Consider the following 15,926-nt stretch of genomic DNA (forward strand, 5'->3'; position numbering starts at 1 on the left):
ACTTAGAAGTTACTAGTTACTATCTTGACCTGTGGGATTGCGGTCGATCGAGAGATAAATGAATCGGTTAACTCCGGAGACTGGGAAGCTGTATTGATGAATGTTGTATTTGTCATTATAGGGCAGTAAGCGTATCGAAGGTTGCTCTTCTGCGGGTATCGTTGTGGACGTAAACCAATTGTTGAGGTCTGTGCTCGTCCATACAGTAGCTGTATAGCCTGAGGCCTCCGTAGGCCAAACATAGCTGTAGGCGATGACATCATCTCGGGCGGGTTCTATACTTGGAGTGCCTGAGGTAATTGGTGGTCCGAGCGTCAGCGGTGGTGTATTGCTTGAACTTGGATCTCCGATACCGAAGAGCGCGTAAAGTATGTTTGGGACTCCATTGCCTGATGTATCTTGGAAATCGAGCGAACCGTCCTGAGGCAGGCCGTATGTATCTCTAAAGTCGACAATCAGGCTGGAGAACTGTGACTGGGTGAACTCTAGGTAATCCAAATCAAAATTGCCATTGATGATCTCCACTCTTAAGGTGCTTTCGGTGTGGCTTTCGAGAGGTATTCCATAGGCGCGCACAAAGTTCCAATTTGAATATCCGCCGGTTTCAAAGGAATCAAAAACCGCTAATTCTTCGCCATCTAGAAGTAATCGAAAGCTCGCGTCGCTGGAGGGCGATGCGACGCGTATCGATAGGTCGTAAATACCTGAGGCTACATCGACCGTGTATTCGAGCCACTCCTCATCCTCTATCCATGCGACTGCGACGCCGTCGTGAATGAGTTTGAGGTCCACGCTGTCTGGTTCTCTCAAGTCACTAGTGGAATGGTTTTCAGGAGTGGTATCGTTGTAGGCTAAACTTTGTCCTCCGAAGTCAAAATGTTCGGCTTGAATGATTCCTGGTAAGGTGTGTGGCGTTTCTAAATACGGCTCTCGCACACGTTCGAAAACAGCCGATACGCTAAAACTCTCTGTGATGACTGTATCTTGCCGTGGATTATCGCTGACGCCGTCGTTCCAGTGAAGAAAGCGATATCCAGGATTTGCTAATATTTCAACTGCCGAGCCGTCTCTCCTGTATTCAACTTCTTGAGACGCATCACCTAGGAGCAATCCTCCTTCTGTGCTTTCGTAATTGATGCGCGAGGCTATATTCGAAAAATCAGTGACACGCACATTCAAAAAGCGAGCGCCTTCTGATACCGGAGCATTATTGGATGCGATGGCATATCCCATATAGAAGGTCTCATTGGGCAAGAGGTTTTCTAGAGCATAGGTGCCAGCGGGGGTCCAGCTTCTAGAGTCGGTGGAATAGGCGAAGCTGAAATGACCATTCGAATGAATCACCCGCATGCCTTTCGGCATGGAGTCATAAGAGCCGAAAGGGGTAGTGGACAGCACCCTTGCGTCGGTGCCTGTGGTGTTGCGTTGGGAAACGACTAGTTGACCGTCTGGAGTCGCATAAAAATACAGGTAGGGCGCGTCAGCGCTTAGACTGGATCGGATCATAATGCCTGCCTGACTGCCGATATCGACACTTTTGTAAATGTCGATGTTTCCAGACAGTGTGAAGTTCCCCGATATGGGCTCATAAGCATAGTGGAACGCGTCGGTGCTACCACCGATGGAGCCAGTGCCGTTGAGAGAGACAAAAGAATCGCTCAAATGGTCGTAAGTTCGGCCTGCTAGGGGAGGTGCACCTATATCTAGAGATTTGAAGTTGGTTTGCCGATTGTGCGCATTCACACGAAAGGAACTCAGGCGGAAAAGGGAGCTGGGCGAGTCGTCATTTCGAAAAACAAAAAACAAATCGTGCACACCTGTTAGGCCGGAGAGGCGGCCTCTCAATGGGGTAAATGTATTAAGATTTTCGGTAATTCCTGTGGAGACCTCGATGGTCGAGTGCCAAATGCCGCCTGCTTCGTAGTTGGGGGCTTGAGTCCATATCTCGATCTTTCCGCCATTGGAGGCATCAAACTCGCTGGGATCAGCACAAGACACATAGGTGTCGATGCTGCTCACATAATCCCCAAAGTTGAAGTCTTCAAATTGTATCCAAGTTCCATTTTTGATAAGACCTACGATGTCTCCGATGAGGCCGTCTTCAGGGGGGAGTTTGCGAATAAAATTGATCGCAGTATCTTCTAGCCCGTTGTCGTCTGCACGGTCGACACGGTTGCTTTCTGCATCGAAGTCTGAAGCCACAATGACATGACCCACGTCTTTGCTGATGAGGGTGGGGCCAAATCTAAAGTTTCTGACATTGAACAAAAAACCGATTTCGTCCGGGTTGCTGAAGTATAAGAATAATGATTTCTCCGGAGCTTGAGTGGGCTGGTTTATAAGGGGTGTCATGAATGTGCCATAGTCATTCCATGTAGTCCCTGTGGGGGTCGTTACATGAACCTCAGCCAGCAATAGACCAGTATCTTGAGGGGAGGCCGTATCTGTGTCTGCTTCATAAACTTGTATCAGCCCGCCGACGCCAAAGTTCGCATTGAAAGAAGCTTCGACATCAAATGATCCAAAGTCTTCAGGATAACTATAATCAGTGTATCGGACCCATGACCCATTCCGGATGGAACCGATGTTTGTATTTGCATTCTCCTTACGAACAGGGTCCTGCGATGAATTTCCGTCAGAGTCTTCAACATAATTTGCCGCACTGAAATAGTCTTGTCGAGTGTCCGGGATCTCATGTAGCCGCTTCACGGCAATGCTTCTAATTTGTAATTGTGCTGGGCTTTCAAAGCGGATTCTGAAATCAGAGCCACCTGCCTGACTTTCAAATGCAGCATCGGTGATCGTCCATCTCGCAAGTTTGAATAAGCCATTGTCGGTGGTGTCTATGGGAATCTGTATCGGAGCATCTTGATAGTTATTATCCCCGGGTGCGTCGTATTGGAGGAGGAGGGGGGTTCCACCGCCGACTGTAGCGTAGTATTCGAGCACGATTTCGACAACGGGCGTTTGGTGCTGGCCTTGGGGCGCATCGTAGATTGAGGCATGGAAGTAGTTATGATTTTGGAAATCGAGGCAGATCCACGTGGGCTCTCCGAGGGTCTCAACGACTTCAGGATACTGGTCTTTGCCGATGCCGCGCCACTCTCCAACGAGACCTTTGCGGCAGCCAGGTTCGGCAACGACATCCCAGGACCAGAGGTGAAATTCATTTTCGGGAATATAGCTCGGTATGTTGGTTAAGGGATCGATGACTGCTCCGGAGCTTGAGTTAATGAGCTCTATGGTGGGAGGGACGTCGGGCTGAATGTCCGGGCGACGATCATGGACCTTCGCGAGCGCAAATGATTTCTTCAATCGATCATAAGATGCATTTTTTTGGGAAAAGCTGTTGTCGGGGTAGCTGGAGGCACCGTCTCCATAGATCCAATTGCTGTGATGGAAATCAATGGCTGAGTTTAAGCCCTCGTAGCGGTTTTGTTCTTTAGCAATCGGAGCATTACCAGTCCATTGGTTGCCAGCGGTTTCTCCGTAAAACAGTCCATTGAAACCTTGGGCGATCGCGTAGGAGGCGATGCGTGTCGTGCCGCCGCGTTCGAGACCGGTGAACTGTATATCGCAGTCATACTTGATTGCTAGATCGATGATGAATTGCTGATCGTTCATCGAGATCACGCTCGCATCATTCGTTCTTCCTAGATCCTGGATGGTTGCTTCGATCTCGTCTTGAATATCGAAAGAACCCCCTTTTATGAAGAGTATGAGCTGCTTGTCTGTAAGTTCTATCCAATCTTTGAGGGTTTCCTCCGCGAAATTTCGGGCTTCATGGCGATACCATTCAAGCACGTCGCGCCAAATCGAAGTGTTGCCAGTTTCGGGCGCGGGTATATCAATATCTGCAAACGATTCATAAGTCAGTCCCCAGGCATTTTCGACTGCTTGAAGTGGGTTGGCTTCAGCGACGTATTTTACATTTTCAAGCCACCTCCTGAAGGCTGGATTTGCATGGGGCCCATAGCACCAAAGTGATTTGAAACCGCCCCCATAAGGGTATCCAGGTTCGCCATCTCTGCTGAACGGGACGACTAGGTAGCGCGTGTTTAGCCAGATCGGCGATTTATAAGCAGTGTTTAGTCTGTTTTCGATTTTTGCACGGACGATATCAATCGCTCCTTCTTCCCAAGGTATAAAATCTTGTGCTGTTTCATTCTCGTAGTTCACGAATTCCTGAAGTGCGAGCACGCTCGTGAGTCCTCCCTTGTATTTAAAGGACCGTTTCGCTAGTTCGCGGGCAAAGGTTGAACTTGAATCGTTTGCACTGGTGTAAAGATTGTCGCCGATGCGAAGCAACTCAGCGCCTAGGTCGTTTTCGAGTTCATCGAGTCTATCTTTGATCACTGTGTAATCATCGAGATCCGTGCCAATGAAAGGCTTTTCCAAATAGGCAATGCCTGTTCTGTAGCCGCCCTCTGGAGCTTTGGGGCGCTGCAGATCGAAGGTCATGCCACGAATCGCAGCGCCCTGATCGTTCCAGCCCCCTGTAGCTTTTTGGGCGGGTTGGATTCTCAGAAACATGTGGGGTTGCACTTCAAGGGGGAGGATGAAGGCCTCTGGGGTCGCGGTTGCTTGTTCGTTCGCTAGCTGAGCAAAGTCGATCGTGCCGTTTGGATCAGATAGGTTAAACGCGTTGACCGATGAAAGTCCGTTTGTCGCAGATAAGTTGGCTTGATCGCTCTCATTGGCCGTGTCGGGTGCGTTGGTATACGCTAATTCGATCAGGGTCAGAGATACGTTTCGACCTTCGGTGAATTGAACGATGAGACTTTCTCTTGAGCCTCCGCCGCGTCCGTCAACACGGTCTGGAGAATGCGGTAAGCTGCTTGTGCCTTCCACGGCCATCGCTCCGCCATCGCGTCCGAGGAGTGTGAGGAAACCATCGGAACCACCGCCCTCTGCGGATAGGGTTAAGACCACGCGGGTGCCGTCCAACTTTTGCGCAAGGTCCTGGCTGAGGGCGTCTGCATTTACGCTTAAGGTGAGATCTTCTACGGCTTGATAAAACAGTGAGGTAGGTGCTTCGCCCATCGTTTTGGCATCTACAAAGGAGATGCCATCTTGAGCGGTGATTAGGAATTCAAGTTGCAGTGTAGTGCTATGCGATTCTGCAATGACGATGTCTTCCTGATCTAAGCTGGTTTGAAAGGTGAATCCAAAAAACACTTCGGCACCGAACAATTGTGAAGAGCCACAGCAAACGAGCGCTATGAGTTGGAAGATACATCGATATGTCATCATGGGTAACTAAGTCTTTTCATACGTTTAAAGATGCGTCTCCCAAATATGCTTGATCGTATTCTCGACGTTCGTTCCATGCGGGCAGGCCTCGGAACGTGTGTTCGCGGCAAAGAACGCGACACCCCCGCCTGGGGCTTTTTTGTATGCTAAGCGTCGCCTTGTCGGTAATTGTAAATGACCGCTCGGATCTTTTTCCTGTAGCCACTGTATGGCATACTCTAGAAATTCAACACGATAGTGCGGGTCTATTTCAGCAAACCATGACATGTCGTCGTAACCCCAGATCCAAATGCCGCCGACTTCTTTGCCGCCTTTGCCACTGTAGCCCCAGTTGTCGAACTCGGCAATATAGGGGAGACTCTTGCACTCCCAGCCGCTAGGAGCCATGCCACCTTGACTGCGACCAAAGATACGTCCTGGGCCCATACGAAGATGTGCTTCCATTGGTTTTCCTTTGGTCTCGTCTGCTCGGAGAGGGAAAGAGTGAAAATCAAATATCAATTTGTCTCTATGTTTCGAACCATGAGTATGGGCATCGCAAAGCACGATTTGACGGCGTGCATGTTGGCGCGCATAGGCTCGGACTCGGCTTAACATATCATACCAATGTGCGAGGTCTTCGTCGGCGTCGTCCATTAGCATGACTTGGCCGAAGTGAATCGCTTCCATGCCGCTGTCGATATAGCGTCGTGCGCGGTAGTAAAACCACATTCGAGTTTCGAGCTGCGACATATCTGGAACGGAACCGTTGTGCCAATGATCGACCTTGTTGCCATCGCGATAGAGCATCGCATGGTAATTAAAATTTCGTCTTTCGACGGGCAGGTCAAACGCCTGAAACACCCATGATGGAATGGGGATGCGGTTGAGTTTGGGTTGCACGATTTCGAAGATGCAGGCCTGTAGCACGACGTGAGGGAGCTCCGCGTGCACTTTGGCAGCATTGGTCTTTACTCGTTCGAAGTGTTGGTCGTCGTCCAGTGCAGTCTCCCATGCAAAGGCCGTGCGCCCAACAAATTTGGCACCAATGTTCTTCAACATCCTGATGTCGTCATCGAGCGTCGTGGTGTTTTCGTTCGTGGCATCGCAAAGACCCACGTGGGTGACGGAGCGGTCGAGTAGCTTGTGCAGGTCCGCTTCCTGAATGGCTCCGTCAAACATGTATAGGCCCGATGAGCGGTCGAAGTAGGGCCGCGAAGGGCTAGAGCCTGCTGCGGCGTGATGCGCGAGCAAACCTGCGATCCCCAAGCATAGAAGGGTGAATCTCTTTGGCTGGGACACTCGCAGTAATCGTTAAGGGTCGATCGTCGTTTGAATGAATAGCTTAGGGTAGCTGTCCATGTCAGTGTGCACTTCGGCAGTCCAACGTTTGGTGTCTGCATCGACGACGGTGACGGTTGGAGTCCATCCTGTAAGGGGATACCATTGCGAGAGATTGTCGCTCCAATTGAGACCGAGCAATGGTTCACGATCGCGTGGGTAGTCTATCGTGAATGTGAAGGTTGCACTGTCGCCAGAGGCCTGAATTTGATGGCTGTGCCCGTCTGAGGCATCGTTAAATTCTAAGGGGTTGCTACCGCGTGCCCATTCCTCTCCATTTTTCAACCCATCGCCGTCCGGATCGTCGTTGATTCCGTCCTCACCGTCCGGAAAAGATAGACTGGATGCCCAGTCGCTGTAACTGACTGAAGTGACTGTGATATCGGCCTCGTCATAGGTTTTGATTTCACTGTCGTTGGCTTCGAGGCGCAGGCGGTAAGAGCCGGGGGCGTTGAAGCTGGCATCTGTTTCAGCTTGGCTCGCGTCATCGAACGAGGCCGTTCCGGGGAAGTTGGTGTCCGCATCGGGGCCGTCAATTTGTATCCAATCTGTCGCTACGATGAGTGTCGGCAGGTCGTCGTCCGAAACCGATCCAGTTAATGTTACGCCGCTACTGATCGAAACGCTTTGATCGTTCCCAGCGGAAACCACCGGACCACGGTTGCTCATTTCGAGAGCGAGCGGTGAACTGGTCAGCGCCGCGATGTCGGTTGCACTGAGTGCCTGGTCGTAGAAGCGTGCAATGGCGAGTTGGCCGTGAAATCCTTCGACAGGCGCGGTGAGTTGATTGTTGCCACCGAGGTCGTTGAAGTTGCCGCTATCAATTTTTCCGTAGCCAGTGTCGCTGCCGCCGCACCAGTCGCTGACGTTGGGAATCGACGCGGAATCAATTAAGCTGCCGTCGATGTAGAGATGGATTTGCTTCGCATCTAGGTCGATCACACCGACTGCATGCACAAATTCGTCGTGGGCGGCCAGCGGGGTGAGGGGAGCTTCGGCGATGGCTCCGTTGACGACGTCTGAGCCGCTGTCGTCGACGACGAAGCGTAGCGTTGCTCCGTCGAGGATGAAGCATGTGCCGACGTCGCCGCCGGTTTCCCAAAGCACTTGCTGGCCTGTGGTAGGTAAGCTGTCTGGCTTAAACCAAAGCTCAAAGCTGGCGCTATCGTTGCCATAAACATTGAAGCTTTCGGAGACACCACCTTCCATTGCTGTGCCGCCAGGGAAACTCCAAGCTTGATCGATGAAGTCGAGCGACGGAGCGGGATCGATGAGCGCGGTAACCGTGCCGTAAATATGTGCGGCGTCGAAGTGTGTGTTGCCGCCTGCGGTGCCAGCGTCCCCCTGCCAGCCATAGAGGCGAAACTCAATGGTGCCTGTCAATTGATTGTTGAGTCCGCGTGCTTCAATGAAGCCGAAGTTGTCCTGACCAGTCTGGGGCACGCTGCCGGTGCCACTCTCGTTGCCATCGCTTGCGGTGAAGCCGGGTCGTCCGTAGAAGATCGCGTAGTTCTCAACCGCCTGGCCGCCGTTACGCCAGACGTCGAACTGCACGCCTTCGAGGTCGAGTTCGTAGCCATCGTCGATGGAGATTTGGAAAGAAATATAATCGTCGGCAGCAATGGAGCCGGCCAGAGTGTCGGCATCGTGCCAGGCATAGCTGAAGTCGTTGGCCTTTTGGCCTTGGCCTTCAGGAGCGCCGATCCCTGCACCGGCCTGGATCGCAATGCCAGTTTCGCCCGGGACGATTGTTAGGTTAGTGTCGAGCGTTGTCGGAGTGCCGAATGCCCAGTTGCTTTCATTTTGACCCGTAATGCCGGAGCTGGTGCCGCCAGCGTTGCCACCGTTGACGTCGCCTTCCATACCAAAGCTCACCACTGCAGGTTGTGCGGTGCGAATCTCGCTAAGCGTTCCAGTGATACGGGCGGCATCGAAGTGAGTGTTACCCGTCGTGCCACCCCAAGGATCGGCATAGCCGTAGAGTCGAAATTCCACGGTTCCGGTGAGCACTTCATTTAAACCGGATGCGGCAACGGCTCCCAGTGAAGAGATGCCTTCGCCGGACAATGCAGTGCTAGCGTCTTCATTGCCATCGACTGCGGTGAATCCGGATGCTCCGTGGAAGAGTGCGTGGCCGTTGGTGGCTGCGCCGCCATTGCGCCAGACGTCGAACTCGTAGCCTTCGAGTGTGAGTTCATAGCCGGGAGCGATGCTGACACGGAAGGTGAGATAGTCGTCGCCTGCGATGGCTGTTGCGATCGAGGTTCCGTCGTGCCCGGTGTAACTGTAGTCGTTATCCAGCTGGCCACCACCGGAAGGAGCGTTGATTCCGGCGCCCGCTTGAATGCCAATGCCTGATGCGCCCAGCTCGAAGGTGAGGTTGGCGGCATTGATCGTGGCGCTGTCGAAGCTCCATTCGGTGCCTGAGTTGCCGTTGCCGATCACGCCGGAACTTTCTCCGCCAGCACTGCCGCCGTTGACGTCGTCGTCCATGCCAAATTCGAGAAGCGTTCCAGAGGTAGTGCCTACCGGAGGACGAGGGCCGGTGATGCCATCGCTTAATGAAATGTCGTTGGAACCGGGAGTGCTAAGGTTGTCCCAAAACGCGTCGGTGCCGTTGTCCTGACTTGCATCGTAAGCCAGTGGCGGCAGGTGCTTGAGTCCGCCATCAGCGGGTGTATTGACGCCGGCATACACGGTGAAGTCGACCGTATCGGTGCCACCTGCAATTGGGTGATCGGTGGCCATTCGCAATTTGTAGATGCCAGCGCTGTCGAAGTGCACGCCTGTTTCGGCGGCGCTTGGATCGGTGAAGCTGACAGTTCCGGGGCCGGAAACTTTGAGCCATTGATAGGTCGTGCCTGCGGGATTGGCTTCACCGCTTAACTGTGCGCTGCCTTCCGCGATCAACCTTACGTCCTCGCTCGTGAGTGCAATCGTCTTGGCTTTGGGCCAAACGAGTGTGCTCTCCATGGCTTCGGCTGCATCGTCATCGACTTCGAATGCAAAGACTTCGCGCACGGCGACATAGCGGTCGGTGCTGATGCGGAAGGTTGCACCGCTGTGGGCCTTGTCTGCATCTTGAGCGGCGGCAAGTGTGACGGTCTGCCAGTCGTCCCAGTTGCTGCTGTCAAAGCTAAGACTTGCGCCGGAGTTGACGGCCAGATCAGTGTCGCCGGAGTAGTGAGTGATGGTGACGTCTGCGCCACTGGCTCCTGGGTCTTTAGAGAGTTTTATGTCAAAGGTAGTGGTGCCGCCTTCGGGCACTTGAATGTCGTTATCGTTCAGCAGGACCTCGAAGTTGGTGTATTGATCGCGCTGTTGATTGTCGGTGGCAATCGAGCTTTCGATGGCGGTCATTTCAGCCTGCATTTCGGCGAGCTTGGCTGCGTTCGCAGGCTCAGCCGAGACGTCGGTGCGCTCCTGAATGTCGTTGGCTAAGTCGAAGAGTTGATACACGTCGGAGCCGTCGTCCTGTTCGACGCGACGCAGCTTCCAATCGTTTTTGACGACATAGGATTGCTTGGTGCCATTCTCAAATTTGTAACTGCGGTCGAGTGTCGGAGCGCTGCCTGTCCAGTGGGGCCAGAGGTCGATGCCGTCGATGGTCGTGTTGGCTGGGTTGGAGCCACCGCCGAGTTGAATAAGTGTGGGCAAGAGATCGACGAGGCCGCCGACTTCGTCGGATTCGGTGCCTGCGGTGATTTGCCCAGGCCAGCGTGCAACGAAGGGCACGCGAATGCCGCCTTCCCATGATTCGGTTTTGCCGCGGTAAAGCGGATAGGCACAGCCGACGGAGTTGTCGGTGTTATTTTTGCCGCCCAAGTTGAGCCATGGCCCGTTGTCGGAAGTGAAGATGACCAAGGTGTCTTCAGCAATTCCAAGATTTTCCAATTGTTCGAGAATACGACCCACACTGTGGTCGGATTCCTTGACGACATCGTAGTAGTAGCTGTCAGTTTGGCCTTGGAACTTTGGCCACGTGGTGCCGTCGGCATTGGTGAACTCGCGATCCGATGGCCAGCAAGGGATGTGGGTCATCATATGCGCGTAGTAGAGAAAGAAGGGCTCATCCTCGGCAGATTTATCCTGAATGAATTCGAGCACTTTCTCGGTCATGCGCCAGGTAATTTCGGCTTGCTGCTCGGCTGAACCAAAGTGGGATTCGAGTATCGTCTCGTTTTCGATCAAGTCGTAATCCGACATGTCGTTACTATGGGGGAAACCGTAGAAATATTGAAAGCCGTGACGTGTGGGCATGAATTGAAAACGGCTGTGCTTGGTTGTTTCATAGCCAAGGTGCCATTTGCCGATCATACCGGTGGCATAGCCTTGTTCGCGCAGCAGTTCGGGGAGGGTGACTTCGTTGGTGCTGAATGCGTAGCCAACCTTGTCGCCATTCTCATTCCTGCCGGCACCACCGCCATTGGGAAAGAAAACTGCGGAGATGTTCAGCCGCTCGTTGTAGCGACCAGTGAGCAAGCTCGCGCGTGAGGGAGAGCACAGGCGTGTTGCGTAGAACTGAGTCATGCGCAGTCCTTCGTCAGCAAGGCGGTCAATCGAAGGCGTCAGGTTTTCGGCTTTGTTGGGCGTCGGCACGCCACTAAATCCCGGGCGAGGACTTGGTCCGTTCTCCAGATCTGGATAAGCGAATGCGCCGATGTCGTTGTAGCCCATATCATCCATAAAAATGACGAGAATGTTGGGGCGTGTGTCTTGTGCCGATAGACTCGTGGCTATTGGCAGCAGCACGGTTGTAAAGAAAGCCGTAAGGAGAAGTTTCATATCAGTTGATGAGGTTGCGCGGGGTTAGCGCTTAATATTGCGACGGACGATCAGGCTGCTTAGGCCTAGTAGGAGTAAAAGGCTATTGGATGACGGCTCAGGAATGGCAGAGTAGGGGGCCATTTCATATTCGGCTTCGACTCGGAACAGATGCGAGTTGCCGCCTGCATGAGTGCCGGTTGGATGCCAGAAATAGAGGCGGACTTCCTGTTGAGTTGACGCGGATGCCTGTATTTCTCGTCTGAATCTAAAGGGGCGCCCTTTGCCTACATGATTGTTAACTTGCGGCTTTCCGATCAGGTCGTCTGTGTCGTAGCCATCACCATCCACATCGTAGGCAAATTGATAATGATTCGCTGCCGCACCGCCATTACGCCAAATCGCAACCGCAATGGATTTCAGGAAAAATGCTTTTGAACTCAGATTCGAGGAGTCCAGTTGGATTGAGATATATGCTTTATGTTGGATCGCCGACGCTGCGTTTTGCGGGATGGATTTACCACGAATGAAATTCACCTCAGAACCGGGACCCGGATAGCCTGTTTTATTCCATCCGGCTTCTGTTCGCTCACCGTTTGCTCCTGTTTGTCCGACACTTAGACGAACTTCTGCGTTGGTCGTGCTCGAAGGTTCCCACGGATCACCCGATTCAGGAATGTGCGAATAATCACTAAAATCCCCCCCTGGAGTGCCAGCTTTACCACCATCGATCACGATTGAACTAGATGCATCGCAGTGGATTACCGTTAATAATACGAGTCCTAGAAACTGTAGGATTATAAGTGTGATTTTCATTGCAGTAAGGGGGGCATATTTGAAATACGAAAAAAGAAAACGTTTTCCTTTGATCGATGATGCCGCCGATCAGGTCAACAAAAAAGCAGTTAAGGAGGCACTGTGAGGGTCAAACTCTAGGCTTTTCTTTGTTTAACCATGCCTTAGGGGGATTTGAATTTCGGATAATGGTATTAGGTTTTACGCCATAAGTGATTCAAATAGCTGCGACGCTTCATGCTGATCCCCATTTCTTTGGCGATCAAATCCCAGACCCAGTGCAACGGTTCGGCTTCGCAGTGTGGATTTGTCGTGTGGTGACGGCCTGTGTTTTTGTCATTTTCGACGTAATTTCATCCAATCTTAGTATGATTATCACAGTAATTATACTGATTGATCGACCGCCAAGCCGCACGAATGCTGGGAGTCGGGCACCTTGCCAAGGTAGATGTCGAGAGTTCGACGGAGCCCTGAGCTTGTCGACGGGCGGAGTGACTCGACCTTCAGGTCGCAGCGCAGCAATCTCTTCGTGTCATTTTCTAATGAAATCAACAATATCGCTCAGTTCCCATATATTTGAGTGTGGACTCACCTGTTGTGGGCGGCGGCGTGAAAGTGGCGTGATGTGGGCGGTTTGATAATCCTGTTGAAAAAAGGCGGGGAAAATTGGATTTCCCCGCCTGGGTTGCTTGCTTTTGGTGCTATTGCGGGTCTTTTGTTTTTCGCATTCGGTAACTGGATCCTTCGATGATGACGGTTTCGCAGTGATGTAGTAGTCGGTCTAGGACGGCGGATGTGAGGGTGCTGTCGTTGTTGAAGATGCTTGGCCAGTCTTTGAAGGCTTTGTTGGTGGTGAGCAGGATCGAGCCTTGTTCGTAGCGTGCGCTGATGATCTGGAAGAGTAAATCGGCTCCGGTTTTGTCGATGGGGAGATAGCCGATTTCGTCTAGGACAAGTAGGTGTGGCGTGGTGTAGCGGCGCATGGCGGGTTTGAGGCGGCCTTGCTTTTGGGCGGTGATGAGGTCGTTGATGGCTTCGACGGCATTGATGTAGAGGACTTTGTGTCCACTGTGGCAGGCTTGTAGTGCGATGGCGGTGGCGAGGTGGGTCTTGCCGACGCCGACGGGGCCCAGGAGGACGGCGTTGTGCTTGTTTTCGACGAAGCGTAGGCGGCTTAAGTGTTCGACTTGGTTGCGGTCAATGGTTTTGGGCCATTGCCAATTGAAGGTGTCGAGGGTCTTCATGACGGGGAAGCGTGCGGCTCGGATGCGGCGCTCGGCGGCGCGTTCTTGACGTGCTTGGGCTTCACCGGCGAGGAGTTCATGTAAGTATTCCAGTGAGCCGGTTTGTTTCTTGAGTGCTTGTTCGAGTAGCGGTTCGTAGTTGAGTCGCATCCATGGGAGCTTGAGTGTTTGTAGGGCTTGGTGGATTTGTTGGTGTTGTGTGACTTTCATTTTTGTTCGGTGTTGGTGGCTGTGTTGTCGTAGATGCTGAGGTCGGCTTGTGGTGTTTCGATGTCGAGTTGATCGCCGGGACGAGTGAGGTGCAGTGGCCCAGGTTCGGCCAACGGTCGTTCGCGTTGGCCGAGCAGGTTGATAATGTATTCGCTGCTGTAGGCTGATATTTGGTGGGCGTCGCTGATGGCTTCGGCGATTTGCTCACGGGTGTAGGCACCTTCGAGTGCGATGATTTTGCGCACGTGTGTGGGGGCGTTGAGTCGACGTTGTTGCAGGCCGTGGTAGAAGGCTTCGGCGTGTTGGCCGAGTTGTAGGAAGCTTTGCAATGTTTTGTGAGTGCGTGCCTTGTGACGAGCTGCGAGCAGCGCTTTCGGATGATCGGGATGTTCAAAGTCGCCGTGGCGTCCGTAGTCGCGGCGGTGTTGGGCGATCTGGGAACCTTGGTAGTAAACACAGAGTTCCTGCGCGCCGAGGTGGACGTCGAGGGTGTGGTTGGCGTATTGAGCGGGGACGCTGTAGCGGTTGGTCTCAATGCAGAGGCGGAAGGTGCTGGTGGCGCGTTGACGTTGGATGGTGGCGGTCTCGGGTGTGTTGAGCGGGAGGCTTTGCAGGTGCGGCCGTTCGGTTTCCCAGAGGGCGCGGGGCGCTTGCTGGGTGACGCGGTGCTGACGTTCGTTGGCAATGGTATCGAGCCACTGGCGTGCGGCGGGTGCGATGTGGTGGAAGTCTTTGAACTGTTGCCCGCTTAGGAAGTTCTTTTTGACGTAACCGACGCCGTTTTCGACGCGGCCTTTTTCCTGTGGTGCGCGTGGATTGCAGGCGACGATGTCAAAGCCGTAGTCATTGGCAAAGTCGGCGTAGCGTGGGTTCCAGCGGGGGCTCTCGCCGCGTTTGTGTTCGAGCACGGCGGACTTGAGGTTGTCGACCATGACCGATTGGGGCACGCCGCCAAAGTATTCGAAGGCGTGTTCGTGGCAGGCCAGAAAGTGCTCTTGTTTTTGCGAGAGCGTGAACTCGATATACATTTGCCGCGAGGAGCTGAGCACCATGACGAAGACACTCAGGGCGCGGCGGGTGTTGCCCACGGCAATGGTGCCGCAGTGCCCCCAGTCCACTTGCGCGCTTTCGCCGGGGGCAAAGCTGAGGCTGAGGAAGGCTTTTTCGGCGCGTGGTCGCACCTTGCGCACATACTCTTTGATGATGGTGTAACCGCCGGCGTATGCGTTCTCGGTGATCAGGCGCTGGAAGATTTGCTGAGCGCTGTAAGGGTGCTTTTCGAGCCAGGCGCGGATGAGGGCTTTGTGCGGATCGAGCTTGCTGGAGCGGCCTGCGTTTTTGCGCGCCTCAAAGCGATCGTGCTTGAGCCATTTGGCGACGGTCTTGCTGTCCAGCGAGAGCTTTTGCGCTATTTGTTGCTGGGTGAGCTTGTCCTGATGATGCAGGAAGTGGATCTGATTGAAGAGGTCGTAGTCGATCATTGTGCGCCGCCTTTCAGGAGATCGGAAAATGTTTGAGCCAAGCGCTGACCTTGGACTCGGCGTTCGTCCTCGCTTAGGACGGGCTCGTGCTGTGAGGTTGCGCTATGCGGGGAGGCCGCAGCAGTGGGCGCAGGCGAGCGTCTTGAGCGCACATTGCTCAAGTCCAGCACCTGATAGAGCGGTGCTTCCCATGCGATCAGGTCGCAAGCGAGTAGTTCCGCTCGTGCGCGGCTTAGCTGTTGCGAGTCGATTCCCAGGTGCTCGCAGATCGAGCGAGAAGAATAATAACTCAGACCCTGTTCGTCGGCGACGCTCACCAGGAATAGATACAGCGCCCAGGCCTCGGTGCTGGTGCCGCTAAGAAGGCGCCCTCGCACGAGGCGGTGATCGACCCAGCTGAACTGAGCGGGCACCCGGCGAAGGCGTTTTGAATCGAGAGGATGTTTTTGCATGACTTTCAGTGTGGTGATTTGCGGCAAAAATCCCGGACCGAGCGTCCAAGATTCGCCGCCCCTGTTTGTGCAAATCTCGGCAAGTCTCGGCGATGTCATCTTGTAACGCACTTCCAGTTGAGGTCGATATAAGTGCCAGTAGGACAAGGCTTTGCGCGATTGAGTCATCTTGTAACGAAAAATACTCTAAGGACGCACTTTCCCTCTCACTATCAATGACTTGTGTAATGCAGTCATCTTGTAACGCAATGGGATCTAAGGGCTCCGTTTTGCGCCGCCAATACCCTGGGTTGGCCGCACGCCAGCTCTGGACACGGATAATTGCTTCCGGCCCTTTGTGATGATCGGGGTTCTTTGCGCGCCATTGCTCATTGGCCTTGCGAGCGCTTGCTTTGCGGCATGCAGCA

General features: G+C 53.3%; 7 protein-coding genes. All 7 read right to left on the reverse strand.

All coding sequences use genetic code 11. The features are described 5' to 3' along the window. Positions 1-12: 12 nt before the first annotated feature. On the reverse strand, positions 13-5,253 hold the full coding sequence (locus tag GZZ87_RS10345) for a carbohydrate-binding protein (RefSeq protein ID WP_162027916.1): 5,241 nt from the start codon (positions 5,251-5,253) through the stop codon (positions 13-15). 24 nt (positions 5,254-5,277) lie between these two features. Next, positions 5,278-6,486 (reverse strand): hypothetical protein, encoded by a 1,209-nt coding sequence (locus GZZ87_RS10350; protein ID WP_162027915.1) that lies wholly within the window; start codon positions 6,484-6,486, stop codon positions 5,278-5,280. A 60-nt stretch (positions 6,487-6,546) separates the two neighbouring features. After that, positions 6,547-11,358: a sulfatase-like hydrolase/transferase gene (locus GZZ87_RS10355; RefSeq protein ID WP_162027914.1), complete on the reverse strand. Its 4,812-nt coding sequence runs from the start codon at positions 11,356-11,358 to the stop codon at positions 6,547-6,549. Positions 11,359-11,382: 24 nt separating this feature from the next. After that, positions 11,383-12,153 carry a hypothetical protein gene (locus GZZ87_RS10360; protein WP_162027913.1) on the reverse strand — a complete coding sequence of 257 codons (771 nt, stop codon included), beginning with the start codon at positions 12,151-12,153 and terminating at the stop codon, positions 11,383-11,385. Between the two features lie 680 nt (positions 12,154-12,833). Next, a complete protein-coding gene (istB, locus tag GZZ87_RS10365) occupies positions 12,834-13,586 on the reverse strand; it encodes an IS21-like element helper ATPase IstB (RefSeq protein ID WP_162027912.1) in 753 nt (250 codons plus the stop codon). Continuing rightward, positions 13,583-15,067, reverse strand: a complete 1,485-nt coding sequence (istA, locus tag GZZ87_RS10370) for an IS21 family transposase (RefSeq protein ID WP_162027911.1) — start codon at positions 15,065-15,067, stop codon at positions 13,583-13,585. Before istA ends, istB begins: the two co-directional genes overlap by 4 nt. Next, entirely contained in the window at positions 15,064-15,519 is a 456-nt protein-coding gene (locus GZZ87_RS10375; protein WP_162027910.1) for a hypothetical protein, read from the reverse strand. The genes istA and GZZ87_RS10375 overlap by 4 nt, the downstream gene beginning before the upstream one ends. Positions 15,520-15,926: the final 407 nt, after the last annotated feature.

The sequence above is a fragment of the Lentimonas sp. CC4 genome (genome assembly GCF_902728235.1).
In the GTDB taxonomy this organism is placed as follows: domain Bacteria; phylum Verrucomicrobiota; class Verrucomicrobiia; order Opitutales; family Coraliomargaritaceae; genus Lentimonas.

Coding starts and splice junctions, on each gene's coding strand:
- GZZ87_RS10345 (WP_162027916.1), bottom strand. CDS start 5,253: ATGATGACATATCGATGTATCTTCCAACTCATAGCGCTCGTTTGCTGT.
- GZZ87_RS10355 (WP_162027914.1), bottom strand. CDS start 11,358: ATGAAACTTCTCCTTACGGCTTTCTTTACAACCGTGCTGCTGCCAATA.
- GZZ87_RS10360 (WP_162027913.1), bottom strand. CDS start 12,153: ATGAAAATCACACTTATAATCCTACAGTTTCTAGGACTCGTATTATTA.
- istB (WP_162027912.1), bottom strand. CDS start 13,586: ATGAAAGTCACACAACACCAACAAATCCACCAAGCCCTACAAACACTC.
- istA (WP_162027911.1), bottom strand. CDS start 15,067: ATGATCGACTACGACCTCTTCAATCAGATCCACTTCCTGCATCATCAG.
- GZZ87_RS10375 (WP_162027910.1), bottom strand. CDS start 15,519: ATGCAAAAACATCCTCTCGATTCAAAACGCCTTCGCCGGGTGCCCGCT.